The following is a 23,144-nucleotide window of genomic DNA, read 5'->3' on the forward strand; positions in this document are numbered from 1 at the left end:
TTGGTGGTTGGAGGGGATGTGTCCAACTTTTGGGTGCAGTTCAGTTTTTCAGACGACCTTTTATCCACAAGCCGATCGGTGATCAATCGCCCATGACTTTACCTTCGCGACGCGGGTCGGCACCGCCGAGCAAACCGTCTTTGCCGATCACAATGCCTTGTACGCCGGAATTCAAATCGCGGATTTGGACTTTGTAGCCCAGTTTTTCCAATGCTGCCGCTTTGTCCGCCGCCGCGGTTTTTTCCTCGATTTCATACTGGCTGCCGCGATTGAGCATATTCGGCAGGGAGATTGCCGCCTGAATGTCCATGCCCCAATCGATATGCGCCACCAGCGTTTTAGCGACGAAACCGATGATGCGGCTGCCGCCGGGCGAACCGACCGCCAGATAAGGCTTGCCGCCTTTCATCACAATGGTCGGCGCCATCGAAGAACGCGGCCGCTTGCCGCCCGCCACGCTGTTTGCCACCGTTTTACCGTCTGCGCCGACAGGGTTGAAAGCGAAATCGGTCAATTCATTGTTGAGCAGATAGCCGTTTGCCATCAGCCCCGAGCCGAACGCGTTTTCAATCGAAGTCGTCATCGACACGACGTTGCCGTCTTTATCCACAACCACCAAATGGCTGGTGGACGGCAGCTCTACCGCCATACCCTGCGCGTATGCCTTGCCGAACTTGCCTGCCTGAATGTTCTCCAACGCCTTGTCGGATTGGCGGATTTCTTCGGCACGCGGTTTCAGGTAAGCCTGAGAAATCAGGGCGCGGGTCGGGACGTTGACAAACGCGGGATCGCCGACGTAATAATCACGGTCGGCAAACGCAATCCGCGACGCATCGCCTATCCAGCGCCAACTGTGGATATTTTCCGCGCCCAACGCCTTCATATCCTGATTTTGCAGGACGCCCAAAATCTCGCCCAAAGCAATCGCGCCTGAACTTGGCGCGCCCATGCCGCAGACTTCGTATTCACGATATGGCGCGCAAACCGGTTCGCGCTCGATAACGCGGTAGTTTTTCAAATCCGCCATGCTGATTTTGCCGGGGTTATCCACAGCGCCGGTAACGGCACGGACAATATTCTGCGCCTGCGCCCCCTGATAAAACGGCGCGCTGCCTTTTTCCGCCAACAGGCGTACGGAGCGGGCAAATTCAGGGTTTTTCAACACTGTTCCCGCTGCCAAAGGCTTGCCGTCGGGCAGGAAATACGCGGCGGTTTTCGGATAGCGTTTCAAAGGCTCCAAATTTTGCTCGATGGATTTCGCCATGCGCGGTGAAACGGTAAAGCCTTGTTCCGCCAAAGCAATCGGTTTGTCAAACAGACTTGCCCAAGGCAATTTGCCGTAACGCTTGTGGACATCTTCGAGCAGCTTCGGAATCCCCGGCACACCGACCGAACGGCCGCCGACCACTGCGTTCATAAAGCCCATCGGCTTGCCGTTTTCATCCAAGAAAAGCGCCGGCGTTGCCGCTTTCGGCGCCGTTTCTCGGGCATCAAACGTCGTCAGTTTTTTCGCCTTATTGTCCCAATACACCAAAAACGCACCGCCGCCCAAACCGGAAGACTGCGGCTCGGTCAGTCCCAGCGTGGTCTGCATGGCGATCATCGCATCTATCGCGCTGCCGCCGCGTTTCAAAACCTCGTATCCCGCCTCGGTCGCCAACGGATTGGCAGACGCCGCCATATAATGTTTGGCGCGGATCAATTTCTGCTCGGTCAGCCCCGTCCCTTGTTCCGGCGCATGGTTATCCACAGCCGTCGGCACAGGCGCGGCATCAGGTTTCTGCATCGGCTGGTGCGCGCACGCTGCCAAAACCAAAACAGCCAACAGGTTTAAGCTAAAGGAAAATTTCATATCTGCTCCCTTTTAGTTGAGATATTTTTCAGACGACCTGCGGTTGAAAAACACAAAAGGTCGCCTGAAACATGAAAACCGATTGGACTGTTTATCTCTTCGGACAGTTCCGTTTGAGCCCGGTATAAAACCGGCAGGCTGTGTGCATAGCCGGAAAGTTATACACAAAACCAAACCGGATTTCAAAATTATCCACATCTGCAAACAAGGCAAACAGCAGTTTATCCGCATCTTAAATTAGTATTAAACTTATTGAACTGAAAAAGGAATCAAAGTTATACACAAGCAAATGCGCGACTCAATATAATCATCTATTTATTATTTAAAATCTTATTTATAGTTTGTTTCCCAACGCGCAGCCAAAGCCCGCAACGTAAAGGCATCTTTTCAAAAAATTAGATAGTTAAGGATTGTTAAACCTCTGTAAATCAGATAGAGTTACGGCTGATAAATTAAATTAATAATGGAGCTTCCATCAATGAAAGGCGATATCGGCGTCATCGGCTTGGCCGTTATGGGTCAAAATTTGATTTTGAATATGAACGATCACGGTTTCAAAGTCGTGGCGTACAACCGGACCACTGCTAAAGTAGACGATTTTCTCAACGGCGCAGCCAAAGGCACCAACATTATCGGTGCCTATTCATTGCAAGATTTAGTGGATAAACTGGAAAAACCGCGCAAAATCATGATGATGGTACGCGCAGGTTCTGTCGTGGACGACTTTATCGAGCAACTTGTCCCGCTTTTGGAACAAGGCGACATTATTATTGACGGCGGCAACGCCAACTATCCCGATTCCACCCGCCGCACGCACGAGCTGGCGGCAAAAGGCATCCGCTTTATCGGCGCGGGCGTTTCCGGCGGCGAAGAAGGCGCGCGTCACGGCCCGTCCATCATGCCCGGCGGCGACGAAGCCGCATGGCCTGCCGTCAAACCCATTTTCCAAGCCATTGCCGCCAAAACCCCGCAAGGCGAACCCTGCTGCGACTGGGTCGGCCGTGACGGCGCGGGCCATTTCGTCAAAATGGTGCACAACGGCATCGAATACGGCGATATGCAGTTGATTTGCGAAGCCTACCAATTCATGAAAGACGGCTTGGGTTTGAGCTACGACGAAATGCACCGTATTTTCAGCGAATGGAACCAAACCGAGCTGGATTCCTACCTGATCGAAATCACCGCCGCGATTTTGGGCTACAAAGACGAAAACGGCGAACCTTTGGTCGAAAAAATCCTCGATACCGCCGGACAAAAAGGCACAGGCAAATGGACCGGCATCAACGCCCTCGATTTGGGCATCCCGCTGACGCTGATTTCCGAAGCCGTGTTTGCCCGCTGCGTGTCCGCGTTCAAAGACCAACGCGTTCAAACCGGCCGCTTGTTCGGCAAAACCGTTACCCCCGTTGACGGCGACAAAGCCGCATGGGTCGAAGCCCTGCGCCAAGCCCTGTTGGCATCCAAAATCATTTCCTACGCACAAGGCTTCATGCTCATCCGCGAAGCCAGCGAAAACAACGATTGGGCATTGAACTACGGCAACACCGCCCTTCTGTGGCGCGAAGGCTGCATCATCCGCAGCGCGTTCTTGGGCAACATCCGCGACGCATACGAAGCCAATCCCGATTTGGTGTTCTTGGGTTCCGACCCCTATTTCAAAGGCGTATTGGAAAACTGCCTGCCCGCATGGCGCAAAGTCGTCGCCAAAGCCATCGAATGCGGCATCCCCATGCCCTGCATGGCTTCCGCGATTACCTTCCTCGACGGCTACACCACCGAACGCCTGCCCGCCAACCTGCTGCAAGCCCAACGCGACTACTTCGGCGCGCACACCTACGAGCGCACCGACAAACCGCGCGGCGAATTCTTCCACACCAACTGGACAGGCAAAGGCGGCGATACGGCATCGACCACTTACGATATTTGATTTGTCTGAGTTAGTATAGTGGATTAAATTTAAATCAGGACAAGGCGACGAAGCCGCAGACAGTACAGATAGTACGGCAAGGCGAGGCAACGCCGTCCTGGTTTAAAGTTAATCCACTATAACAAGGTCGTCTGAAAACCAAGATTCAGGTTTCAGACGACCTTTGCCGTTTGAAAGCATCGGTTTTTGACGAAATCCACGGATTGCTCACAACTTATCCACAATCTGAACTTCATCCAAATTCAATCAAACCAAACCTAATTCATTGAAAACTATCAATATACAAAAAGGTCGTCTGAAAAATTTCAGACGACCTTTTAAATTGTTCACAAAATTATCAACAGGGTTAAGGGCTATCGGCATCAAACCAGATTCTGCGGATTGCCCGCGACGAAGCGGTTGATGTTGTCCACGAGGATGTCAAACAGGCGGTTGGCGGCCTCTTGGCTTGCCCATGCAATGTGTGGCGTGACAATGAGGTTGGGCAGTCGAGCTTTCAGCAGAGGGTTGCCGTCGCGCGGCGGCTCTTGTGTTAACACGTCAAAACCTGCCCCGCCGATTTGGCCGTATTTCAACGCCGCAACCAAAGCGGCTTCATCAACCAAGCCGCCGCGCCCGCAGTTGATGAGGATGGCGCCGGGCTTCATCTGTTGCAACTCGGCTTCGCCTATCATGTTTGCCGTTTCCGGCGTGAGCGGGCAATGCAGCGACAGCGCGTCGGCAGTGCGGACGGCTTCGTCAAAGGAAACGTAGCCGTCGCGGACGGTTTCGGCGTGTTTATGTTCGACAAACACGACCTTCATTTTGAACGCCTGTGCATAAGTTGCCAGCGTCTGTCCGATGTTGCCGCGACCGAAAATCGCCAGTGTTTTACCGTTTAAATCGCGCATCGGTGCGCCGAGGTGGCAGAAAAACGGCGAGTTTTCCCACAAGCCTGCTGCAACGTCTCGCTGATAGGCAGGCAGGTTGCGCATCAGGGTAATCATCATCATAAACGCGTGTTCCGCCACGGATTCATTGCCGTAGGCGCGGATGTTGCACACGCCCACGCCCGCTTGCTTGGCGGCAGCAAGGTCAACATTGTTGACGCCCGTCGCGGCTAGCGCAATCAGTTTGAGCTGCGGGTTGGCGGCGATGTGTTCGGCGGAAATCACGACTTTGTTGGTAATGATGATGTCCGCGCCCTGTATGCGCTCGGCGGTCTGATGCGCCTCAGTCGAACCATAGCTGCTTAAAGTATGCGGAAAATCAAAGTCAAACGGACGGTCGGCAAGCGTGTCGCGGTCGAGAACGGCAATGCACAGTGGATTCATATTTCACCTATCAAAAATAAAATAATGATTTAAATAAACTAATTTTGAATAAAATATTCAAAATATACGGCGCAGTTGAGAATAGTTATAGTGGATTAAATTTAAATCAGGACAAGGCGACGAAGCCGCAGACAGTACAGATAGTACGGCAAGGCGAGGCAACGCCGTACTGGTTTATAGTTAATCCACTATATTATCCGAACCATACAGACATCACCATATCAGGAAACCATCATGATTAAAACCATGACTTTTGCCATTTTACATTTCGCCACCGCGTTCGGCGTTGCCTATATTTTGACCGGCAGCATCGGCATCTCAAGCGCAGTCGCGCTGGTCGAGCCGCTTGCCAACACCGTCGTTTTCTATTTCCACGAACAGGCATGGCGACGCTACGAAAAAATATAGTGGATTAACTTTAAACCAGGACGGCGTTACCTCGCCTTGCCGTACTATCTGTACTGTCTGCGGTTTCGTCGTCTTGTCCTGATTTAAATTTAATCCACTATAAAACCGTGAAACAAGAATGGGCTACGCCGCTGCACCATTGTGGATAAGTTTTGACCGGAGGTCGTCTGAAAACGGGCTAGGGCATATTGTTTCTTATTGATAAATATTCTTTCAACAAAATAGATATTTATCAATCAAAAAGAAATCAATAAAATGCTTTCCATCGCTTGAACGCCTATGCAGTTCATCTTTTATATTCAACATCATAAGGAAAGTATCATGAAAAAAGCACTCTTCGCCTCCCTCATCGCCGTTGCCGCCGCCACATCTTTCGCCGACAGCCGCATTCCCGAATGGAATCATGCCAACGACTCCGGCCCCATTCCGGGCTTAACCCAAGTCGAATATCACGACGCGCACGATATGCGTAAAGATGATGACCGCGTGAAATTCACCGCACCTGCCACAGGCGTGCGCGAAATCACCGACATCGGCTACAACGACACCTATGCCCGCTCGTTGCAAAACGGCTCAAATTGATTGCCCATCAGTTGAAGTTGAAAGGTCGTCTGAAAACGTACCCATCCGTTTTCAGACGACCTTTTGCTTTATCGGAAACGGCAGCTATGATACCCTTCAGCGCGGAATATCGAAGAGTCGATATTGTTAACTGATTGAAAACGCTATGAAAGGATAAAACATGAGCGGTTTGATTATTGAAGATTTGCAGGAAGGCCACGGCAAAGAGGCCGTGAAAGGCAAGGAAATTACCGTGCATTACACCGGTTGGCTGGAAGACGGTACCAAATTCGACTCCAGCCTCGACCGCCGTCAGCCGCTGACGATTACGCTGGGCGTGGGTCAGGTCATTCAAGGCTGGGACGAAGGTTTCGGCGGCATGAAGGAAGGTGGCAAACGCAAGCTGACCATCCCTGCCGAAATGGGCTACGGCGCACGCGGCGCGGGCGGCGTGATTCCGCCTAACGCGACATTGGTGTTTGAAGTAGAGCTGTTGAAAGTTTATGAATAATGCCTGACGGCGTTAGGATGGATTTTCTGCATTGAAAAAGAGCGAAAGGTCGTCTGAAAACCGAATGTTGAGGTTTTCAGACGACCTTTCATTGTCCGATTCCGTCTAAAAACAGTAAAATACCCGTTTTAAAAGATTCTGGAGCCATCATGACCGTCAAAACCCGTTTCGCCCCCAGCCCCACCGGCTACCTGCACATCGGCGGCGTGCGCACCGCCTTGTTTTCATGGGCGTTTGCCCGCCATCACAAAGGTGAGTTCCTATTGCGTATCGAAGACACCGACTTGGCGCGTTCCACCGCCGAATCCGTCAACATCATCCTTGACGGCATGAAATGGGTCGGTCTCGATTACGACAACGCCGACAACGTCGTGTACCAAACCCGCCGTTTCGACCGCTATAAAGAAGTCATCGCCGAACTCTTGGAAAAAGGCGCCGCCTACTACTGCTATTGCAGCAAAGAAGAGCTGGAGGCCATGCGCGAGAAAGCCGAAAAAGAAGGCACGGCGACTTACGACCGCCGCTGGCGCCCCGAAGCAGGCAAAACCCTGCCCGAAATCCCTGCCGACGTGCAACCCGTCGTCCGCTTCAAAACGCCTTTAGACGGCGTTACCAAGTGGACGGATTTGGTCAAAGGCGAAATCTCCATTCCCAACGAAGCACTCGACGACCTGATTATCGCCCGCGCCGACGGTACGCCGACCTACAACTTCTGCGTCGTGGTGGATGACTACGATATGGGCGTTACCCACGTTATCCGCGGCGACGACCATGTGAACAATACCCCGAAACAAATCAACATCTTAAAAGCCATCGGCGCGAACCTGCCCGAATACGGCCACCTGCCCATGATTCTCAACGAACAAGGCAAAAAAATCTCCAAACGCAGCGGCGATACCGTCGCCATCACCGATTTCGGCGCGATGGGCATCCTGCCCGAAGCCATGCTCAACTATCTGGCGCGTTTGGGCTGGGCGCACGGCGACGACGAGTTCTTCACGATGGAACAATTCATCGAATGGTTTGATTTGAAAGACGTTTCCCCGTCTCCAAGCCGCATGGACTTGAAAAAGCTCTACTGGATTAACGGCGAACACATCAAAATCACGCCCAACGAAAAACTCGCCGAACTTGTTAAACCCCGCCTTGCCCTGCGTGACATTTATGACACGGTAAAACCCGCGTTGGAAGACGTGTTGGCACTGGTCAAAGACCGCGCCCAAGACCTGAACACGCTCGCTGACGAGTGCCTCTACTTCTACGTCAAACAAACGCCCGCCGAAGCGGACGTGCAGAAACATTGGGACAACGAAGCCGCCGCCCGTATGCTGCGCTTCGCCGAACGCCTCGAAGGGCTGGAAGACTGGAACGCCGAAGCCATCCACGACCTGTTCAAACCCTTCTGCGACGAAGAAGGCATCAAAATGGGCAAACTCGGCATGCCCCTGCGCCTCGCCGTCTGCGGCACAGCGAAAACCCCCAGCGTTGATGCCGTGTTGGCATTAATCGGCAAGGAAGAAGTGTTGAAACGGATTCGTTCTTAAAACGTTGAAAAGGTCGTCTGAAAATTTTGAACTGGCCCCCAAATCTTGGACACTCATAAAAGCCTATTCAGGCGCTCTGTGCAAGCTGGGTTCTGTATGCGACAGGACTCAGCTTTTTCAATTTCAAACTGCAACGCTCCCGGTTGTAGTAATCCATATAGTCATCTATCTGCTTCATCAATTCATCTACCGTCAATTCACCTGCGTTATAGAAACACTCCGTCTTCAACACCGCAAAGAAGCTTTCCATCGGCGCATTGTCCCAACAGTTCGCCTTACGCGACATGCTTTGAACTTCAGTTTTTCAGACGACCTTTTTTATTGCTGGAGAAAAGCTATGGATAAATTGTGTATAAAATTTGAGAAAAAATATAATCTTTTTATTTTTCAGAAGGATAGATTAGATAGCCATGTGGATAATCATGTCTGAAATATTGGCGGAAGATGGTTTTGTTTTATTGAAAGGTCGTCTGAAAACTTAAAATCAAGATTTCAGACGACCTTTATTGAATAAAAAGGTTGTGGATAAACAATCATCCACAACCTTTTTGTACACCGTCTTATCTCAAGCCGCCGGCAGCTCGTGGAAGGCGGACGGCAAATTCTCATCGTCACCAAATTCCACCCATTCGTAAGCAGTTTCGTCCGCCAAAACCGCGCGCAATAAAGCGTTGTTGATGGCGTGGCCGGATTTGTAGCCTTCGAATGCGCCGATAATCGGGTGTCCGACGATATACAAATCGCCGATGGCATCGAGGATTTTGTGGCGGACGAACTCGTCGGGATAACGCAAACCTTCCGGATTCAAAACGTCCATGTCGTCAATCACAATGGCGTTGTTCAAATTGCCGCCCAGTCCGAGATTGTGGGCGCGCATCATTTCCACTTCGTGCATAAAGCCGAAGGTGCGCGCACGCGCGATTTCGTCGATGTAGGACTTGCCCGCGAAATCGATTTCAAAAGTGGGCGAGCTGCGGTTGAAAACCGGATGGTCGAATTCGATGGTCAGCGTAACTTTAAAGCCGTCATACGGCGTAAAGCGCACCCATTTGCCCGCCTCCTTGACTTCGACAGGTTTGAGGATTTTCAAAAACCGCTTTTGCGCCTTTTGATCGACAACGCCCGCATCTTGCAAAAGATAAATAAACGGCAGGCTGGAGCCGTCCATAATCGGGATTTCGGGCGCGTTTAACTCAATCAGCGCATTGTCGATGCCGTAGGCGGACAGCGCGGACATGATGTGTTCGATCGTGCCGACGCGCACGCCTTTGTCGGTTACGATGGTGGACGACAGGCGCGTATCGTTGATGAGGTAGGGCGTAAGTTTGATGGTTTCGCCCATTTCGCCGTCCAAATCGGTACGGCGGAAGGAAATCCCGCTGTTTTCAGGCGCGGGGTGCAGGGTCAGCGCGACCCGTTCGCCCGAATGCAGCCCGACGCCGGTTACGCTGATGGATTTTGCCAAAGTTCGTTGCAGCATAAACCGCCTCCTTATTCAATAATTGGTTTGATGTTTGGATAATACGATAAAAAGGAAAAAATAATCCATTATTTTTAATAGTATTTGCTAATGTAGGTGTTTCAGAACCATAGATTTTTCAGACGACCCTTTGTACCGGTAAGATTATCCACAAAATGACGTGTAATCTGAGTGGACAAACCTGATTTTATCCACAGAAATATTCAAACGATTACAGATTATCCGACTTTGTTCTCATAAAAAACAAAACTTGAACGCAGCCTTTAAATGAATACAACAATTTGATTATACAATCAGTAATAAGGTTATCCACAAAACGGGGATACACTCATCACCATCATCATTTTTTTAAATAATTACATATTAATTTTAAAAACAACCAAAATTTATCCCCAAATATGGGGACAAACCGTACCAATCTGTATTTTCAGACGACCTATTTCACGGTTTTTTTATTTAAATCAAACATTTTAAAAGTAGCATCGTGTAATTCTAGGTAGTAGTTTTATTTCAGGCTACAATAGCCCTTATTGAAATTTATCCCTTTCCCTACTGACAGGAGTATCAAAATGAGCATCAAAGTAGCGATTAACGGTTTCGGCCGCATCGGCCGTCTGGCATTGCGTCAAATTGAAAAAGCCAAAGGCATCGAAGTCGTCGCCGTCAACGACCTGACCCCTGCCGAAATGCTGCTGCACCTTTTCAAATACGACAGCACCCAAGGCCGCTTCCAAGGTACTGCCGAATTGAAAGACGATGCCATCGTGGTGAACGGCAAAGAAATCAAAGTCTTCGCCAATCCGAATCCTGAAGAATTGCCTTGGGGCGAATTGGGCGTGGACGTCGTCCTCGAATGTACCGGCTTCTTTACCAGCAAAACCAAAGCCGAAGCCCACATCCGCGCAGGTGCGCGCAAAGTCGTTATTTCCGCCCCCGGCGGCAATGACGTGAAAACCGTCGTATATGGCGTAAACCAAGACATTTTGGACGGCAGCGAAACCGTCATCTCCGCCGCTTCCTGCACCACCAACTGCCTCGCCCCGATGGCTGCAGTCCTGCAAAAAGAGTTCGGCGTAGTCGAAGGCCTGATGACCACCATCCACGCCTACACCGGCGACCAAAACACCCTCGACGCGCCGCACCGCAAAGGCGATTTGCGCCGCGCCCGTGCCGCCGCGCTCAACATCGTGCCCAACAGCACCGGTGCCGCCAAAGCCATAGGTCTGGTTATCCCCGAATTGAACGGAAAACTCGACGGCTCAGCCCAACGCGTCCCCGTCGCAACCGGCTCGCTGACCGAATTGGTTTCCGTCCTCGAACGCCCCGTGACCAAAGAAGAAATCAACGCCGCGATGAAAGCTGCCGCCAACGAATCTTACGGCTACACCGAAGATCAAATCGTTTCTTCCGACGTCGTCGGCATCGAATACGGCTCGCTCTTCGACGCGACCCAAACCCGCGTGATGACCGTAGGCGACAAACAACTGGTGAAAACCGTCGCTTGGTACGACAACGAAATGTCCTACACCTGCCAACTCGTCCGCACTTTGGAATACTTCGCAGGAAAAATCTAAAAGATTTCGGATTGGGTAAGCCAGTCTGTGGATAAGTAAGAGAAAAGGTCGTCTGAAAATTTTTTCAGACGACCTTTTTTAATGAAATCAATCACTAAATTTAAACAACGCTTATCCCAATAACCGTCGCGCGGTTTCCCTCAATTTGAAACCTGACTTCATAATTCTCTATATTCATGACGTAAATCCGTTCGGGAATATTTTGATAGGCGGGACGGGGATCTTGGGCTATGCTTTGGCTGATCAGGTTTTGGGTGCTTTCAGATAAATTTTCGGCGCCGATGTTTTCCAGCCATACGACTTCAAGCTCTTCGGGTTTGCCGCTGACGAAGCCGGATGAGGCGTCGGGTTTGGATTCGACAAAGGGGATGTAGGGTTTGATGTCGACAATCGGTGTGCCGTCCAACAGGTCTGCACCGCTGCAATAGAGGCGGACGGGTTTGCCGGTTTCGATGCGTTCGAGTTTTAAGAGCGATAGTCCGAGGTGATTGGGGCGGTGGGGGCTGCGCGTGGCAAATACGCCCATTTTTTGTTTGCCGCCAAGCCGTGGCGGGCGCACCATTTGTGCCCAGCCTTCATCCAGTACGCCGTGAAAGATAAAACTTATCCACACATAATCGAAGTGTTCCAGTCCGCGTACGCTGTCTGCGGTAAATTCGGGATTCAGCTCGATACAGACTTCTGCGGCGGGAACCAATCCGGGCTGACGGGCGACGCCGAATTTCTGTTTGTAGGGCGAGCGGGCGGTGGCGATGGGGACGATGGTGTAAGTCATGAGGATTGTGGACAAGTTTTTCGGAAAAACGTTATCTTATCACAGCCGGTTTTACCGCTTTTGGGCAGTAATTTGTTATAATACAGGGCATTTTAATCGCTTTGAAATGATGAGATGATTGTTTCCATTGATGTTGATGCACAAAAAACTTTTACGCCTTTGTGTCCTAAAGAGCTGCCTGTAAACGAGGGGCATTTGATTGTTGAAGAATTGAATGCCCAAGCCGCTTTGGCGGATTTGCGCGTGATGACGAAAGATGCGCATCATGCGGCAGCGAAATGGCTTGTGGATAACCCTGTTGATATGTTAAAGCCGACAGGTTTGCCCGATGCGGATTTGACTTGGGTGGCTCATGCGATGGTCGGTACGCGCGGCTATGAATTGTTGGACGGACTGCCTTCTGCCAAGGAATACGATTATTGCGTTTGGAAAGGCGTTGATCCTGAATTGCATCCTTACGGCGCGTGTTTTCACGATATCGAGGAAAAACTGAGCACAGGGTTGATCGAATGGCTGCGTTGTCAAAATACGGATACGGTCATTGTCGGCGGGTTGGCTACGGATTATTGTGTGAAAACAACGGTTTTGCAGTTGCTAAAAGGCGGCAATTGGCAGGTTATCGTCAATGAAGCGGCTTGTCGGGGCATTGCGCCGGATACCATCGAAACGGCATGGCAGGAAATGCGTTCTGCCGGTGCAATTATCTTAAAAAACGCTGAAGAAATTAAAAAATATATTAATAATCAATAAATTAAAATTGTTTCACGTGAAACACACTTCTTAAATATGAAAATTTTGCTTGTCCGCTTGTCCAGTATGGGCGATTTAATTCACACTTTGCCCGCAATCGAAGATTTGGCGCGACAATGCCCTGATGTGGAACTCCATTGGTTGTGTGAAGCCGGATTTGCGGATATTGCGCGCCTGCATCCGTTCGTAAAAAAAATCCATGTGATGAAATGGCGGCAATGGCGAAAACATCTCTTTCAGGCTGAAACTTGGCGGGAAATAGGTCGTCTGAAACAGGCCTTGCGGCAGGAAGCATTTGATTTTGTATTGGACAGTCAAGGTCTGATTAAAAGCGCGTGTTTCGCCAAAATGGCAAAATCCCCTATTTATGGTTTAGATAAAAACAGCGCGCGTGAGGGGTTGGCTGCGTTGGCATATGCGAAAACATACGCTGTACCGAAAGGGAAAAATGCTGTTTGGCGCAACCGTGAACTGTTCGCCCAAGTATTTGGGTATGCGATGCCGGAAACGCAGGTATTCGGTTTGACCGTTCCCGAAGCAGGTCGTCTGAAAAATTTGGAGCAGCCGTATTATGCGGCTTTGCACGCGACCAGCCGGGACAGTAAGTTATGGCCTGTGGAAAACTGGCGGGCGTTGCTGCAAAAGCTGAATGAAGAACAACAATGCAACGTTTACCTGCCATGGGGAAATGAAACTGAAAAAACGCGTGCCGAACAAATTGCAGACGGACTGCCATTTGCCATTGTGTGCGACAAAATGAATTTATTGCAGGCGGCGTATCTGCTGAAACACGCGGTCGGAATTGTCGGTGTGGATACCGGTTTGCTGCATTTGGCAAATGCTTTGGAAAAACCTGTGGTCGGTATTTATACCGATACTGATCCGATTAAAACAGGCGTTCAAGTTTCGGCTGTTGCAAAAAATTTGGGCAATATCGGGCAAATTCCGACTGCAGATTTGGTTTATCAAACGTTGATGGATTGTGTGGCTGCTGATGAAGGCTCAAAGGTCGTCTGAAACTGATATAGCGGCATGACATTTTCCAGTTTGTTGAGTACAGGAATGTATATCCTTCAGCCTGAGTAAATGCTTTAAAAATGGTATAATCGGCAAGCATTATCTGAAAGATTTCTGAATGAATTCGTTTTTAAGAAAAAACGGATTTGATTTTATAGAGAAGAAGGTTTGGTTTCGCTGGATGGTGAAAGCAACGTTCTTTTTAGGAGAATTCAATGAAAGCACTGGTCGCAGTAAAGCGCGTAGTGGACTACAACGTCAAAGTTCGTGTAAAAGCCGATGGTTCGGATGTGGATATCGGCAATGTCAAAATGTCGATGAACCCGTTTGACGAAATCGCTGTGGAAGAAGCCGTCCGTTTGAAAGAAGCCGGAAAAGTAAGCGAAATCGTAGCGGTTTCTTTGGGCGAAAAGAAATGCGAAGAAACGTTGCGTACAGCTTTGGCGATGGGTGCCGACCGTGCAATTCATGTTGAAACCGATACTAAATTGGAGCCGCTGGCAGTTGCCAAGCTGCTGAAAGCCGTTGCGGACAAAGAAAATCCACAAATTTTCTTTTTGGGCAAACAAGCGATTGATGACGATGCCAACCAAGTGGCGCAAATGCTGGCTGCTTTGCTGAATGCGGCGCAAGGTACGTTCGCGTCTAAAGTACAAATTGAAGGCGACGAAGTGCAGATTGTGCGCGAAATTGATGGCGGCGAAGAAACCCTAGCATTGAAACTGCCTGCTGTTATCAGTGCGGATTTGCGTTTGAACGAGCCGCGCTTTGTTAAACTTCCCAATATCATGGCGGCAAAGAAAAAACCTTTGGAAAAACTGGCTCCTGTCGATTTGGTTGCGGATATTTCACCTCGTTTGAAAACGGTGAAATTTGCCGAGCCTAAAGCACGTCAGGCAGGTGTAAAAGTAGCAAGCGTTGCCGAATTGGTTGAAAAATTGAAAAACGAAGCCAAAGTGATTTGAGGAGACTGAAATGAGCGTATTGATTATTGCTGAACACGACAACAAACAGTTGAATCCTGCCACTTTGCATGCCGTTACCGCTGCTGCCAAACTGGGTAAAGTCGATTTATTGGTTGCCGGAAACGGCGCATCGGCTGTAGTGGAATCCGCGAAACAAGTAGAGGGTGTGGAAAAAGTTTTGGTTGCGGATGCTGCCCATTATGCCGAAGGTTTGGCTGAAGAACTGGCTCCGCTGGTTGTCAAATTGGCAGCGGATTACCGCTATGTTGCAGCAACGGCAACCACATTCGGTAAAAACCTTCTGCCCCGCGTAGCCGCCTTATTAGATGTACCGCAAATTTCTGATTTGACCGAGATTGTGGATAACACGACTTTTGTGCGTCCGATTTATGCGGGTAATGCATTTGAAACCGTGCAAGCCGATTCAGAAAAATTGGTGCTGACCTTCCGTGCAACAGCTTTTGACGCAGCTCCGGCGCAAGGTGGTAACGCTGAAGCAATCAATGTTGAAGCGACCCCTGCTCAAAACCTGAGCCGTTTTGTGAACCGTCAGCTTTCCCATTCCGATCGTCCTGAGCTGACTCAGGCAAAAGTCATTGTCTCCGGTGGCCGTGCGTTGGGTAGTGCGGAAAAATTCAATGAAGTGCTGACACCGTTGGCGGATGTTTTAGGTGCGGCAATCGGTGCATCCCGTGCGGCAGTTGATGCCGAATATGCGCCAAATGACGTGCAAGTCGGACAAACCGGTAAAGTAGTTGCACCTCAGCTCTATTTTGCAATCGGTATTTCAGGTGCGATTCAACACGTTGCCGGTATGCAGGACAGCAAAGTCATTGTCGCAATCAACAAAGATGCTGATGCGCCGATTTTCAATGTGGCCGATTACGGATTGGTTGGCGATTTATTTGAAATCGTCCCGCAATTAACAGAAGCATTGAAAAATTGATGTTTCACGTGAAACGTTCAGACGACCTTGTTGTTAATGAGGTCGTCTGAAAACATTTCAGCATGATTACGACTTATAAAACCATTACTTCCCCGACACAGGCTGAGTTTAAAGATAAAGGCAGCCGTTTTATAGCATTTGCCTATCCGATTCGGACGTTGGCTGATGTGAAAAAATATCTCGATCCGTTAAAGGAAGAACATCATAAAGCGCGGCATTGGTGCTATGCCTATCGTTTGGGTGTAGATGGTATGCAATTTCGTGCCAACGACGATGGGGAGCCGTCAGGAAGCGCGGGTCGGCCGATTTTGGGGCAGATTGATTCGGTGGGCGTAACCGATGTTTTGGTCGTGGTCGTCCGCTATTTCGGCGGTACTTTATTGGGCGTTCCTGGTCTGATACATGCGTATAAAGAGGCAACGGCTCAAGCGTTGGCAGTTGCGGAAGTGGTTGAAAAGAATATTGAAAAAACCGTTTGGCTGAAATGTGAATATCCGTTTTTGAATGAAGTAATACGCATTGCTAAACAATATCAGGCGGATATATTGGAACAGGATTTACAGTTGGATTGTCGATTGACGGTAAATTTGTCGTTGGCAAATTATGAGGCCTGTGTTTCGGCTTGGAAGAATACACGGCAAATTGAAGTAAATACGGAAAAGCCTTTTGAATGAAAAGGTCGTCTGAAATGTTTTGGATGGTATTTCAGACGACCTCTTCTCTCATAAATCTTCTTGTGTATATCTGTCTAAGGCATCGACGCTGGAGCGCAAATATAGCCAGGCCAATTGATGGAATTCGCCCAGCGCGTTCCATAACGCATCTTCACTCATAATGCTGTATTCGCCTTCTGTACTCAAATCCAGTTCTGCCCCGTCCTCAATGGCTTGATGGCACGCCTGATACTCGTGGGTATAAAAATTGTCCATATCGCGAATCAAAGTGACGGCATGTTTCCAACGCCGGATGTCTTCTTCCAATTGCGGTAGTAGATGACGCCATTCGCGGTATTTGTTTTGGATTTCATCAATACGTTTTTGCATGGTTGCTTGTCCTTTTTTAATTTTGTGGATAAGTCAAATAGGTTGCAGAGTGGAATGAAGCGGTCTTTTGTTTGATTCCACTAAAATTTCTTCAAATGGGACAAAAGTCCCCTTGTATCGAGTTTTCGTTAAAAGTACATATTTGTCAAGGAGATGGCATGAAACTGCTGGTTATCGGTAATGGCGGTCGCGAACACGCGCTGGCTTGGAAATTGGCGCAGTCGCCCAAAGTGGAAACAGTATTTGTTGCGCCCGGTAATGCCGGTACGGCGATTGAACCCAAGTTGCAAAACATCGCCTTGACTGCGCATCAGGATTTGATTGAATTCTGTCGTAAAGAAAATATTGCTTTTACCGTCGTCGGCCCTGAAGCGCCTTTGGCGGCGGGTATTGTGGATGATTTCCGTGTCGCAGGACTGAAAATATTTGGTCCGACACAATATGCGGCGCAGCTGGAAAGTTCTAAAGATTTTGCCAAAGCATTTATGGTGAAATACAGCATTCCAACTGCGCAATATCAGACCTTTGAAAACGCCGATGCTGCACATGATTACGTCAATCAGAAAGGTGCGCCCATCGTCATCAAAGCCGATGGTTTGGCGGCAGGTAAAGGCGTGATTGTGGCGATGACTTTGGATGAAGCGCATGCTGCGATTGACGATATGCTGCTAGGCAACAAAATGGGTAATGCCGGCGCGCGCGTTGTGATTGAAGATTTCCTGCAAGGCGAAGAAGCGAGCTTTATCGTCATGGTTGATGGCAATCATGTATTGCCTATGGCGACCAGCCAAGACCACAAGCGTCTTTTAGACGGCGATAAAGGCCCAAATACGGGTGGCATGGGCGCGTACAGTCCCGCGCCTGTGGTAACGCCTGCCGTGTACGAGCGCGCGATGAACGAGATTATTTTGCCGACCGTGGCGGGTATGAAAGCGGAAGGGCATGAGTTTACCGGTTTCCTGTACGCGGGTTTGATGATTGATCAAAGTGGCGCACCTTATACGATTGAGTTTAACTGCCGTTTTGGTGATCCAGAAACTCAGCCGATTATGAGTCGTCTGAACAGCGACTTGTCGGATTTGGTCGAAGCGGCAATAGACGGCAAACTCGATAGCGTAACTGCAGAATGGAACCCGCAAACTGCCGTAGGCGTGGTGCTGGCGGCGCAAAATTACCCCGAAACGCCTAAAAAAGGCGATGTTATTTCCGGTCTGGATGACGCCAACCAAATTGGCAAAGTTTTCCATGCAGGCACAACGGCAAACGAGAAAGGCGACGTATTGACCAACGGCGGCCGCGTATTGTGTGTCGTAGGATTGGGCGACGATGTGGCGCAAGCGAAGGCCAAGGCGTATAGCGCATTGGAAAAAATCAGCTTCGACGGTATGCAATACCGTAAAGACATTGCCGACAAAGCCATCAACCATTAATCAAAGAAACAGGTCGTCTGAAAACATGATTGCGTTTCAGACGACCTTCCCTATCATGCTATTCCCCAGAATCCTTTCAGCTTCGACGCTTCGCAAGCTGCAATCCCATCTTAAAAAAGGCGGCTTGGTCGCCTATCCTACCGAGTCCTGCTACGGCATAGGCTGTATCCCGACCTTGCCCAAAGCGCTCAACCGACTGATTCATCTGAAAAAAAGACCGCAACATAAAGGCATGATTGTCATTGGCAACCAATTGGAGCAATTACAGCCCCTACTTAAAAGGTCGTCTGAAAACATTCAAACCATGCTCAGAAACGAATGGCCTGCGCCCAAAACCTTTCTGCTTCCTGCGGCTGCTGACGTTTTGCCCGCATTGCGCGGAAAAAGACGCAGCAAACTGGCGGTCAGGGTTCCTGCCCATGCAGGTGCGCGCCGCTTGTGTCAGGCTTTGAAAACGCCTTTGGTCTCAACTTCGTGCAATCGCGCAGGCAAACGCGCGTGTAAGACGGAGCGGGAAGTGAGAAGGCAGTTTGGAAGGGATGTATGGGTAGTTGGCGGTTTAATCGGCAAACAAAGGTCGCCGAGTCAGATTATTGATGGGGAAACAGGCGTTCGTTTGCGTTAGAAATCGGATGGATAGGATGAGTGGAATTATGCTTTGAACCGATAAACCGCTTATTTGAGAAAATGTGGATAATCCTGAATATAACTTTCCCGAAAGAACCAAAAAGGTCGTCTGAATCCCCATATTCATGGTTTTCAGACGACCTTTTGATTTGACTATCTTGTGGATAAGTATGTAGATAAGTTGGGCATCAGAGCTTGCTGCCGCATACGGCTTCAAATTGTTTTTCGGTAATCGTACCGTTCATTACGCTCATCGGGCGGATATTCGTCGCGGTGTAGCTGTGTTTGGAAATTTCTTTGCCGTGTTCGTCAAGAAGCTGCAAAGCGGTCAGACGGTAGGTTTTGTTGGTGCAATGGATTTCCCAGTCGCCGATGGCGGTTTTGTAGGCAGGCGTGTTGACGAAGCGTTCTTCCTTCATCTTCGATACGGTTTTTCTATCGCGGAAAGTAACCAAATTACCGTTTTTCTTGATGCTGTTTTTATCAATCGCCACCTTGATATTGCCGTCGGAAATCGTGCCGATGTTGTCCCAGTTGCTGCTGACACCGCCGCTTGTGGTCGTAGTCGTTTGACAGGCGCTCAGGAGCAGGGCTGCCGATAAAGTCGAAATAAGGGAAAAGTGTTTGATGTTCATAAGTTTCGGTTGCTTAGGATAAATTATTAGACTGCCGTATTATGCGCGAAGACAGCGGGGCAGTAAATCGGCTTTGCAAAGTCTTAAAACCGCCAAAAAATGAAAAGGTCGTCTGAAAACAGGTTTTCTAGCCGATTGACTGGAAACCGGTATGCCGCCGCTTCGCCTGAGATTAAAAAGAACGGTAACGCATTGAGTAAACCAGTTTCCTACACCCGTATTGCCGGCAGTTCCGCCATCTTGTCTCAATCAAAAATCAATCTGCGATACCCAACCAAGCATAATCCGTTTTCAGACAACCTCATGTGGACAACTCAAATATCCCCCATGCAGGCAGTGTCTAAAACCGCTAAAATAACGTTTTTTCCTCCCTACGGAACCATCATGCCCCAGCCTTCCGCCCAACAGATTTTGCACGAAGTATTCGGCTATCCCGAATTTCGCGGCAAGCAGGAGGCTGTCGTCAATACATTGGCAGGCGGCGGAAGCCTGCTGGTATTGATGCCGACGGGCGGGGGCAAGTCGTTGTGTTACCAAATTCCCGCACTGATGCGCGAAGGCGTCGCCATCGTCGTTTCGCCGCTGATTGCCCTGATGAACGACCAAGTGGCGAGCCTGCACGCCGCAGGCATAGAAGCAGCGGCGGTCAACAGCAGCACGACAGTGGAAGAAGCCCGCGAAGTGGCGGACAAACTTGCCCAAGGTCGTCTGAAACTGCTCTACGTCGCACCGGAGCGGCTCGTTACCGACCGTTTCCTGCGTTTTCTCGACCAGCAAACCATCAGCCTTTTCGCCATAGACGAAGCGCATTGCGTCAGCCAATGGGGGCACGATTTCCGTCCCGAATACCAGCAATTAGGGCTGCTTGCCGAACGCTATCCGCAAGTGCCGCGCATCGCCCTGACCGCGACCGCCGATGCGGCGACCCGCGCCGACATCAAACATTTCCTCCATCTCGAAGACGCGCCCGAATTCATCTCCAGCTTTGACCGCCCGAATATCTATTATCAGGTTATCGAAAAAAACAACGGCAAAAAGCAGCTTCTCGACTTCATCCGCAAAGAAATGGAAGGGCAAAGCGGCATCGTCTATTGCCTCAGCCGCAAAAAAGTCGAAGACATCGCCCAATTCCTCTGCGAAAACGGATTGGACGCGATTCCCTACCATGCCGGCTTGAGCATGGAAGTGCGCGAAGCAAACCAACGCCGTTTTACCCGCGAGGACAACATTATCGTTGTCGCCACCGTTGCCTTCGGTATGGGCATAGACAAACCGGACGTGCGCTTCGTCGCCCATCTCGATATGCCCCAAAGCGTCGAACATTTCTACCAAGAATCCGGCCGCGCCGGGCGGGACGGGCTGCCTGCCGTGAGTTGGCTGTGTTACGGTCTGAACGACTGGGTATTGCTGCGCGAGCGCATCGCCGAAGGCAACAGCGACGAAGTGCAGAAACAAATCGAAATGCAGAAGCTCGATGCCATGCTTTCCGTCTGCGAAACTGCCGCCTGCCGCCGCGTTCTCCTGCTCAAACATTTTGGGGAAGAATCCGCCCCTTGCGGCCATTGCGACAACTGCCTGCATCCGCCCGTACGCTTCGACGGCACCGTCCTCGTACAAAAGCTCCTCAGTTGCGTATATCGCGCCGGACAACGCTTTGCTGCCGGCTATATCATCAACCTGCTGCGCGGTAAAAGCGACGACTGGATACGGCGCAACGGCCACGACAAACTCTCCACCTTCGGCATCGGCAGCGGGCAAACCGACAAAGAATGGCGCAGCGTCATCCGCCAATGCATCAGCCTCGGCTACCTCACCGTCAACATTGCCCAATATCAGGCATTGCAACTGACCGAGGCCGCAAAAAAAGTCCTCAAAGGCGAAACCGAAGTCATGTTGCGCCCGCTGCGCCGCGAAAAAGCCGCCACTCAAAAGCCCAAAGACAACTGGCTGCGTACCGAACGCGAAGAACGCCTATGGCAGGCATTGCGGCATTGGCGGCAGCAGCGCGCCCATGCCGAAGAAGTCCCCGCCTACGTCGTCTGCGGCGACAAAACCCTGCGCGACATCGTCGAAAAAATGCCGCAAACGCTGGAAGATTTGCACCAAATCTACGGTTTAGGCGAGGCAAAAATCAACAAATTCGGCATCGACATCCTCAATGTCTGCGAGAACGCCGCCGAAAACCAAAGCGGACAAACGGGCAACGAAGAACCCCTATTCACCCCCCAAACCGAGCGCGAACAGCAATTACAGCAAAAGCTGGAAACTTGGCGTGCCGAGCAGGCAGCCGCCAAACAATGCGCCTTGGGTAAAGTCCTTTCCAACATCAGCCTGACCGACCTCGTCGTCTTCACGCCCGCCGAAGAAGCCGATTTGCTCGGCATCTACGGCATCGGCAGCGAAAGAATTGCCCAATACGGGCAGGCAATACTCGACATCTGCCGCCCCTACGCAGACGGGCTTTCCGAGCCGAAACAGGCAGAACGCCAGCTCGCCCGCCGCCTGTTCCAATGGTGTCTCGACACTGCCCGATATGAAGGCGGAGAGATGCACGCTGTCGCCAAAAAACAGACTTTACGCGCCATCGCCAAAGTTCGGCCGCAAACCTTGACGGCGCTTTCTAAAATCGAGGGTGTGAGCGGGGAATGGTTGGAGCAATACGGCGAAGAAATCGTAGAAATCTGCACGGCGGATTGACCGTTAAAAAGACACAGAAAAAGGTCGTCTGAAAACCCTGTATAAAGGTTTTCAGACGACCTTCTGAATATTAATATCTTTATAAAACAATAACAAACAAAATTTTTTCAATTTACCTGTAAGCATTCTCAAGCTGCCACGTCTAATCGGGCATGAAACGATTTTATGGAACGGTTATCATGAAAACGAATATCACAGCCCCGTGGCAATCGGCTTTAGGCTTATTGGTTTTGCGCCTGTTTGCCGCTTACGAATTTTGGGAATCGGGCATGCAAAAATGGAGCGGCGAAAACTGGTTTGCCGAAATCAATGACCAATTCCCCTTTCCGTTCAATTTGCTGCCCGACAGCGTGAATTGGAACTTGGCGATGTGGGCGGAGCTGGTTTTTCCGGTTTTGCTGCTTTTAGGATTGGCAACCCGTCTGTCTGCCTTGGGATTAATCATTGTAACGGGGGTAGCATGGGCGGCAGTCCATGCGGGTGCGGGTTATAATGTCTGCGACAACGGCTATAAAATGGCTTTGATTTATATCGTGGTTTTAATCCCGATTCTGCTTCAAGGCGCGGGCTGTTTATCGATGGATGCGCTGTTGAAAAAACGCTTCTGCCCGAAATGCCGCGTCGGAAATCAATAAAAAAGGTCGTGGAGCGGACTTTAAACGCGCCAACTCAAATTCTTAATCTGTTTAACTGATACTTTAAAAAGGAAATCAATATGAAAAAAAATGTAGCCGCTGCCCTTGCTGGTGCTTTGTCTTTGTCTTTGGCTGCCGGCGTTGTTGCCGCTGACAAACCGGTAAGCAGCAAAGCAGGCGTTCAAAAATCTGCCCAAGGCTCTTGCGGTGCGGCTAAGGCTGCTGAAGGTTCATGCGGTGCCGCTGCTCCTAAAGCAGGCGAAGGCAAATGTGGCGAGGGTAAATGCGGTTCAACCGTGAAAAAAGCCCCTGCTAAAAACGCCAAAGCAGCAAAAGCCAAAGCTAAAGCAGTTGAAGGCAAATGCGGCGAAGGCAAATGCGGTTCTAAATAATTTAGAACAAAAAGCCGCATTTTATTGATAAATGCGGCTTTTTATATGATTTTAACAGCAAT

22 protein-coding genes and 2 pseudogenes are annotated in these 23,144 nt (G+C 50.1%); 17 read left to right on the forward strand and 7 right to left on the reverse strand.

Features of this window, described 5'->3' with window-relative positions; genetic code table 11:
• Positions 1-82: 82 nt before the first annotated feature.
• Positions 83-1,852 carry a gamma-glutamyltransferase gene (ggt, locus tag HMPREF2954_RS07135; RefSeq protein WP_045073393.1) on the reverse strand — a complete coding sequence of 590 codons (1,770 nt, stop codon included), beginning with the start codon at positions 1,850-1,852 and terminating at the stop codon, positions 83-85.
• A gap of 478 nt (positions 1,853-2,330) precedes the next feature.
• Between ggt and gnd the strand changes: the two genes are divergently transcribed.
• Positions 2,331-3,779 (forward strand): decarboxylating NADP(+)-dependent phosphogluconate dehydrogenase, encoded by a 1,449-nt coding sequence (gene gnd / locus HMPREF2954_RS07140; RefSeq protein ID WP_039863203.1) that lies wholly within the window; start codon positions 2,331-2,333, stop codon positions 3,777-3,779.
• A gap of 362 nt (positions 3,780-4,141) precedes the next feature.
• Here gnd and HMPREF2954_RS07145 read toward each other — a convergent pair whose 3' ends face one another.
• Complete coding sequence (locus tag HMPREF2954_RS07145; protein WP_045073441.1) at positions 4,142-5,092, reverse strand: D-2-hydroxyacid dehydrogenase; 951 nt, start codon at positions 5,090-5,092, stop codon at positions 4,142-4,144.
• Between the two features lie 86 nt (positions 5,093-5,178).
• Between HMPREF2954_RS07145 and HMPREF2954_RS13010 the strand changes: the two are divergent.
• From HMPREF2954_RS13010 to gltX, 5 genes and pseudogenes are all read left to right on the forward strand, one after another.
• A pseudogene (locus HMPREF2954_RS13010) lies at positions 5,179-5,286 on the forward strand (IS5/IS1182 family transposase); the annotation flags it as partial.
• A gap of 40 nt (positions 5,287-5,326) precedes the next feature.
• Positions 5,327-5,500: a DUF2061 domain-containing protein gene (locus HMPREF2954_RS11715; RefSeq protein WP_045073443.1), complete on the forward strand. Its 174-nt coding sequence runs from the start codon at positions 5,327-5,329 to the stop codon at positions 5,498-5,500.
• A 321-nt stretch (positions 5,501-5,821) separates the two neighbouring features.
• Complete coding sequence (locus HMPREF2954_RS07150; protein ID WP_045073446.1) at positions 5,822-6,082, forward strand: hypothetical protein; 261 nt, start codon at positions 5,822-5,824, stop codon at positions 6,080-6,082.
• A gap of 160 nt (positions 6,083-6,242) precedes the next feature.
• The gene (locus tag HMPREF2954_RS07155; protein ID WP_003743612.1) at positions 6,243-6,572 is read left to right on the forward strand and encodes an FKBP-type peptidyl-prolyl cis-trans isomerase; all 330 of its coding nucleotides are present in this window, start codon (positions 6,243-6,245) and stop codon (positions 6,570-6,572) included.
• 149 nt (positions 6,573-6,721) lie between these two features.
• Positions 6,722-8,116: a glutamate--tRNA ligase gene (gltX, locus tag HMPREF2954_RS07160; RefSeq protein WP_045073448.1), complete on the forward strand. Its 1,395-nt coding sequence runs from the start codon at positions 6,722-6,724 to the stop codon at positions 8,114-8,116.
• Positions 8,117-8,183: 67 nt separating this feature from the next.
• On the opposite strand, the pseudogene HMPREF2954_RS07165 reads toward gltX, so the two are convergent.
• Both HMPREF2954_RS07165 and lpxC read right to left on the reverse strand, forming a co-directional pair.
• A pseudogene (locus tag HMPREF2954_RS07165) lies at positions 8,184-8,408 on the reverse strand (transposase); the annotation flags it as partial.
• Between the two features lie 273 nt (positions 8,409-8,681).
• A complete protein-coding gene (gene lpxC, locus HMPREF2954_RS07170; protein ID WP_009312558.1) occupies positions 8,682-9,596 on the reverse strand; it encodes a UDP-3-O-acyl-N-acetylglucosamine deacetylase in 915 nt (304 codons plus the stop codon).
• A 569-nt stretch (positions 9,597-10,165) separates the two neighbouring features.
• Here lpxC and gap point away from each other — a divergent pair.
• Positions 10,166-11,170 carry a type I glyceraldehyde-3-phosphate dehydrogenase gene (gap, locus tag HMPREF2954_RS07175; RefSeq protein ID WP_039408949.1) on the forward strand — a complete coding sequence of 335 codons (1,005 nt, stop codon included), beginning with the start codon at positions 10,166-10,168 and terminating at the stop codon, positions 11,168-11,170.
• Positions 11,171-11,270: 100 nt separating this feature from the next.
• On the opposite strand, the gene tsaA is transcribed toward gap, so the two are convergent.
• On the reverse strand, positions 11,271-11,945 hold the full coding sequence (tsaA, locus tag HMPREF2954_RS07180; protein WP_045072690.1) for a tRNA (N6-threonylcarbamoyladenosine(37)-N6)-methyltransferase TrmO: 675 nt from the start codon (positions 11,943-11,945) through the stop codon (positions 11,271-11,273).
• Positions 11,946-12,059: 114 nt separating this feature from the next.
• Here tsaA and HMPREF2954_RS07185 point away from each other — a divergent pair, with 114 nt between their 5' ends.
• From HMPREF2954_RS07185 to HMPREF2954_RS07205, 5 genes are all read left to right on the forward strand, one after another.
• On the forward strand, positions 12,060-12,695 hold the full coding sequence (locus HMPREF2954_RS07185; protein WP_045072689.1) for a nicotinamidase: 636 nt from the start codon (positions 12,060-12,062) through the stop codon (positions 12,693-12,695).
• A 36-nt stretch (positions 12,696-12,731) separates the two neighbouring features.
• Entirely contained in the window at positions 12,732-13,712 is a 981-nt protein-coding gene (gene waaC / locus HMPREF2954_RS07190) for a lipopolysaccharide heptosyltransferase I (protein WP_045072688.1), read from the forward strand.
• 215 nt (positions 13,713-13,927) lie between these two features.
• Positions 13,928-14,677: an electron transfer flavoprotein subunit beta/FixA family protein gene (locus HMPREF2954_RS07195; protein ID WP_045072687.1), complete on the forward strand. Its 750-nt coding sequence runs from the start codon at positions 13,928-13,930 to the stop codon at positions 14,675-14,677.
• A 10-nt stretch (positions 14,678-14,687) separates the two neighbouring features.
• Positions 14,688-15,623, forward strand: a complete 936-nt coding sequence (locus HMPREF2954_RS07200; protein ID WP_045072686.1) for an electron transfer flavoprotein subunit alpha/FixB family protein — start codon at positions 14,688-14,690, stop codon at positions 15,621-15,623.
• A 62-nt stretch (positions 15,624-15,685) separates the two neighbouring features.
• A complete protein-coding gene (locus HMPREF2954_RS07205) occupies positions 15,686-16,297 on the forward strand; it encodes an IMPACT family protein (RefSeq protein WP_045072685.1) in 612 nt (203 codons plus the stop codon).
• A gap of 48 nt (positions 16,298-16,345) precedes the next feature.
• Here HMPREF2954_RS07205 and HMPREF2954_RS07210 read toward each other — a convergent pair whose 3' ends face one another.
• Entirely contained in the window at positions 16,346-16,666 is a 321-nt protein-coding gene (locus HMPREF2954_RS07210) for a DUF4298 domain-containing protein (protein ID WP_045072684.1), read from the reverse strand.
• A 158-nt stretch (positions 16,667-16,824) separates the two neighbouring features.
• On the opposite strand from HMPREF2954_RS07210, the gene purD reads away from it, so the two are divergent.
• Both purD and HMPREF2954_RS07220 read left to right on the forward strand, forming a co-directional pair.
• Complete coding sequence (gene purD / locus HMPREF2954_RS07215; RefSeq protein ID WP_045072682.1) at positions 16,825-18,096, forward strand: phosphoribosylamine--glycine ligase; 1,272 nt, start codon at positions 16,825-16,827, stop codon at positions 18,094-18,096.
• Positions 18,097-18,151: 55 nt separating this feature from the next.
• Entirely contained in the window at positions 18,152-18,721 is a 570-nt protein-coding gene (locus tag HMPREF2954_RS07220) for an L-threonylcarbamoyladenylate synthase (protein ID WP_045072698.1), read from the forward strand.
• A gap of 190 nt (positions 18,722-18,911) precedes the next feature.
• Here the strand turns inward: HMPREF2954_RS07220 and HMPREF2954_RS07225 are convergent, their stop codons facing one another.
• A complete protein-coding gene (locus HMPREF2954_RS07225; RefSeq protein WP_045072681.1) occupies positions 18,912-19,358 on the reverse strand; it encodes a surface-adhesin E family protein in 447 nt (148 codons plus the stop codon).
• A 384-nt stretch (positions 19,359-19,742) separates the two neighbouring features.
• Here HMPREF2954_RS07225 and recQ point away from each other — a divergent pair, with 384 nt between their 5' ends.
• From recQ to HMPREF2954_RS07240, 3 genes are all read left to right on the forward strand, one after another.
• Positions 19,743-22,055, forward strand: a complete 2,313-nt coding sequence (gene recQ, locus HMPREF2954_RS07230) for a DNA helicase RecQ (protein ID WP_045072680.1) — start codon at positions 19,743-19,745, stop codon at positions 22,053-22,055.
• A gap of 179 nt (positions 22,056-22,234) precedes the next feature.
• Positions 22,235-22,690 carry an HvfX family Cu-binding RiPP maturation protein gene (locus HMPREF2954_RS07235; protein WP_045072679.1) on the forward strand — a complete coding sequence of 152 codons (456 nt, stop codon included), beginning with the start codon at positions 22,235-22,237 and terminating at the stop codon, positions 22,688-22,690.
• A gap of 80 nt (positions 22,691-22,770) precedes the next feature.
• Complete coding sequence (locus HMPREF2954_RS07240) at positions 22,771-23,082, forward strand: HvfA family oxazolone/thioamide-modified RiPP metallophore (RefSeq protein ID WP_003755853.1); 312 nt, start codon at positions 22,771-22,773, stop codon at positions 23,080-23,082.
• Positions 23,083-23,144: the final 62 nt, after the last annotated feature.

This window comes from Neisseria sp. HMSC067H09 (assembly GCF_001814135.1).
Lineage (GTDB): Bacteria > Pseudomonadota > Gammaproteobacteria > Burkholderiales > Neisseriaceae > Neisseria.

Bases quoted from the DNA above. Each gene is read 5' to 3' on its own strand.
- gnd (WP_039863203.1), top strand. From the start codon at position 2,331: ATGAAAGGCGATATCGGCGTCATCGGCTTGGCCGTTATGGGTCAAAAT.
- lpxC (WP_009312558.1), bottom strand. From the start codon at position 9,596: ATGCTGCAACGAACTTTGGCAAAATCCATCAGCGTAACCGGCGTCGGG.
- HMPREF2954_RS07220 (WP_045072698.1), top strand. From the start codon at position 18,152: ATGCTATTCCCCAGAATCCTTTCAGCTTCGACGCTTCGCAAGCTGCAA.
- HMPREF2954_RS07150 (WP_045073446.1), top strand. From the start codon at position 5,822: ATGAAAAAAGCACTCTTCGCCTCCCTCATCGCCGTTGCCGCCGCCACA.
- HMPREF2954_RS07205 (WP_045072685.1), top strand. From the start codon at position 15,686: ATGATTACGACTTATAAAACCATTACTTCCCCGACACAGGCTGAGTTT.
- HMPREF2954_RS07155 (WP_003743612.1), top strand. From the start codon at position 6,243: ATGAGCGGTTTGATTATTGAAGATTTGCAGGAAGGCCACGGCAAAGAG.
- HMPREF2954_RS07200 (WP_045072686.1), top strand. From the start codon at position 14,688: ATGAGCGTATTGATTATTGCTGAACACGACAACAAACAGTTGAATCCT.
- HMPREF2954_RS07185 (WP_045072689.1), top strand. From the start codon at position 12,060: ATGATTGTTTCCATTGATGTTGATGCACAAAAAACTTTTACGCCTTTG.
- HMPREF2954_RS07240 (WP_003755853.1), top strand. From the start codon at position 22,771: ATGAAAAAAAATGTAGCCGCTGCCCTTGCTGGTGCTTTGTCTTTGTCT.
- tsaA (WP_045072690.1), bottom strand. From the start codon at position 11,945: ATGACTTACACCATCGTCCCCATCGCCACCGCCCGCTCGCCCTACAAA.
- HMPREF2954_RS11715 (WP_045073443.1), top strand. From the start codon at position 5,327: ATGATTAAAACCATGACTTTTGCCATTTTACATTTCGCCACCGCGTTC.
- waaC (WP_045072688.1), top strand. From the start codon at position 12,732: ATGAAAATTTTGCTTGTCCGCTTGTCCAGTATGGGCGATTTAATTCAC.
- HMPREF2954_RS07210 (WP_045072684.1), bottom strand. From the start codon at position 16,666: ATGCAAAAACGTATTGATGAAATCCAAAACAAATACCGCGAATGGCGT.
- HMPREF2954_RS07195 (WP_045072687.1), top strand. From the start codon at position 13,928: ATGAAAGCACTGGTCGCAGTAAAGCGCGTAGTGGACTACAACGTCAAA.
- gap (WP_039408949.1), top strand. From the start codon at position 10,166: ATGAGCATCAAAGTAGCGATTAACGGTTTCGGCCGCATCGGCCGTCTG.
- ggt (WP_045073393.1), bottom strand. From the start codon at position 1,852: ATGAAATTTTCCTTTAGCTTAAACCTGTTGGCTGTTTTGGTTTTGGCA.
- HMPREF2954_RS07235 (WP_045072679.1), top strand. From the start codon at position 22,235: ATGAAAACGAATATCACAGCCCCGTGGCAATCGGCTTTAGGCTTATTG.
- gltX (WP_045073448.1), top strand. From the start codon at position 6,722: ATGACCGTCAAAACCCGTTTCGCCCCCAGCCCCACCGGCTACCTGCAC.
- purD (WP_045072682.1), top strand. From the start codon at position 16,825: ATGAAACTGCTGGTTATCGGTAATGGCGGTCGCGAACACGCGCTGGCT.
- recQ (WP_045072680.1), top strand. From the start codon at position 19,743: ATGCCCCAGCCTTCCGCCCAACAGATTTTGCACGAAGTATTCGGCTAT.
- HMPREF2954_RS07225 (WP_045072681.1), bottom strand. From the start codon at position 19,358: ATGAACATCAAACACTTTTCCCTTATTTCGACTTTATCGGCAGCCCTG.
- HMPREF2954_RS07145 (WP_045073441.1), bottom strand. From the start codon at position 5,092: ATGAATCCACTGTGCATTGCCGTTCTCGACCGCGACACGCTTGCCGAC.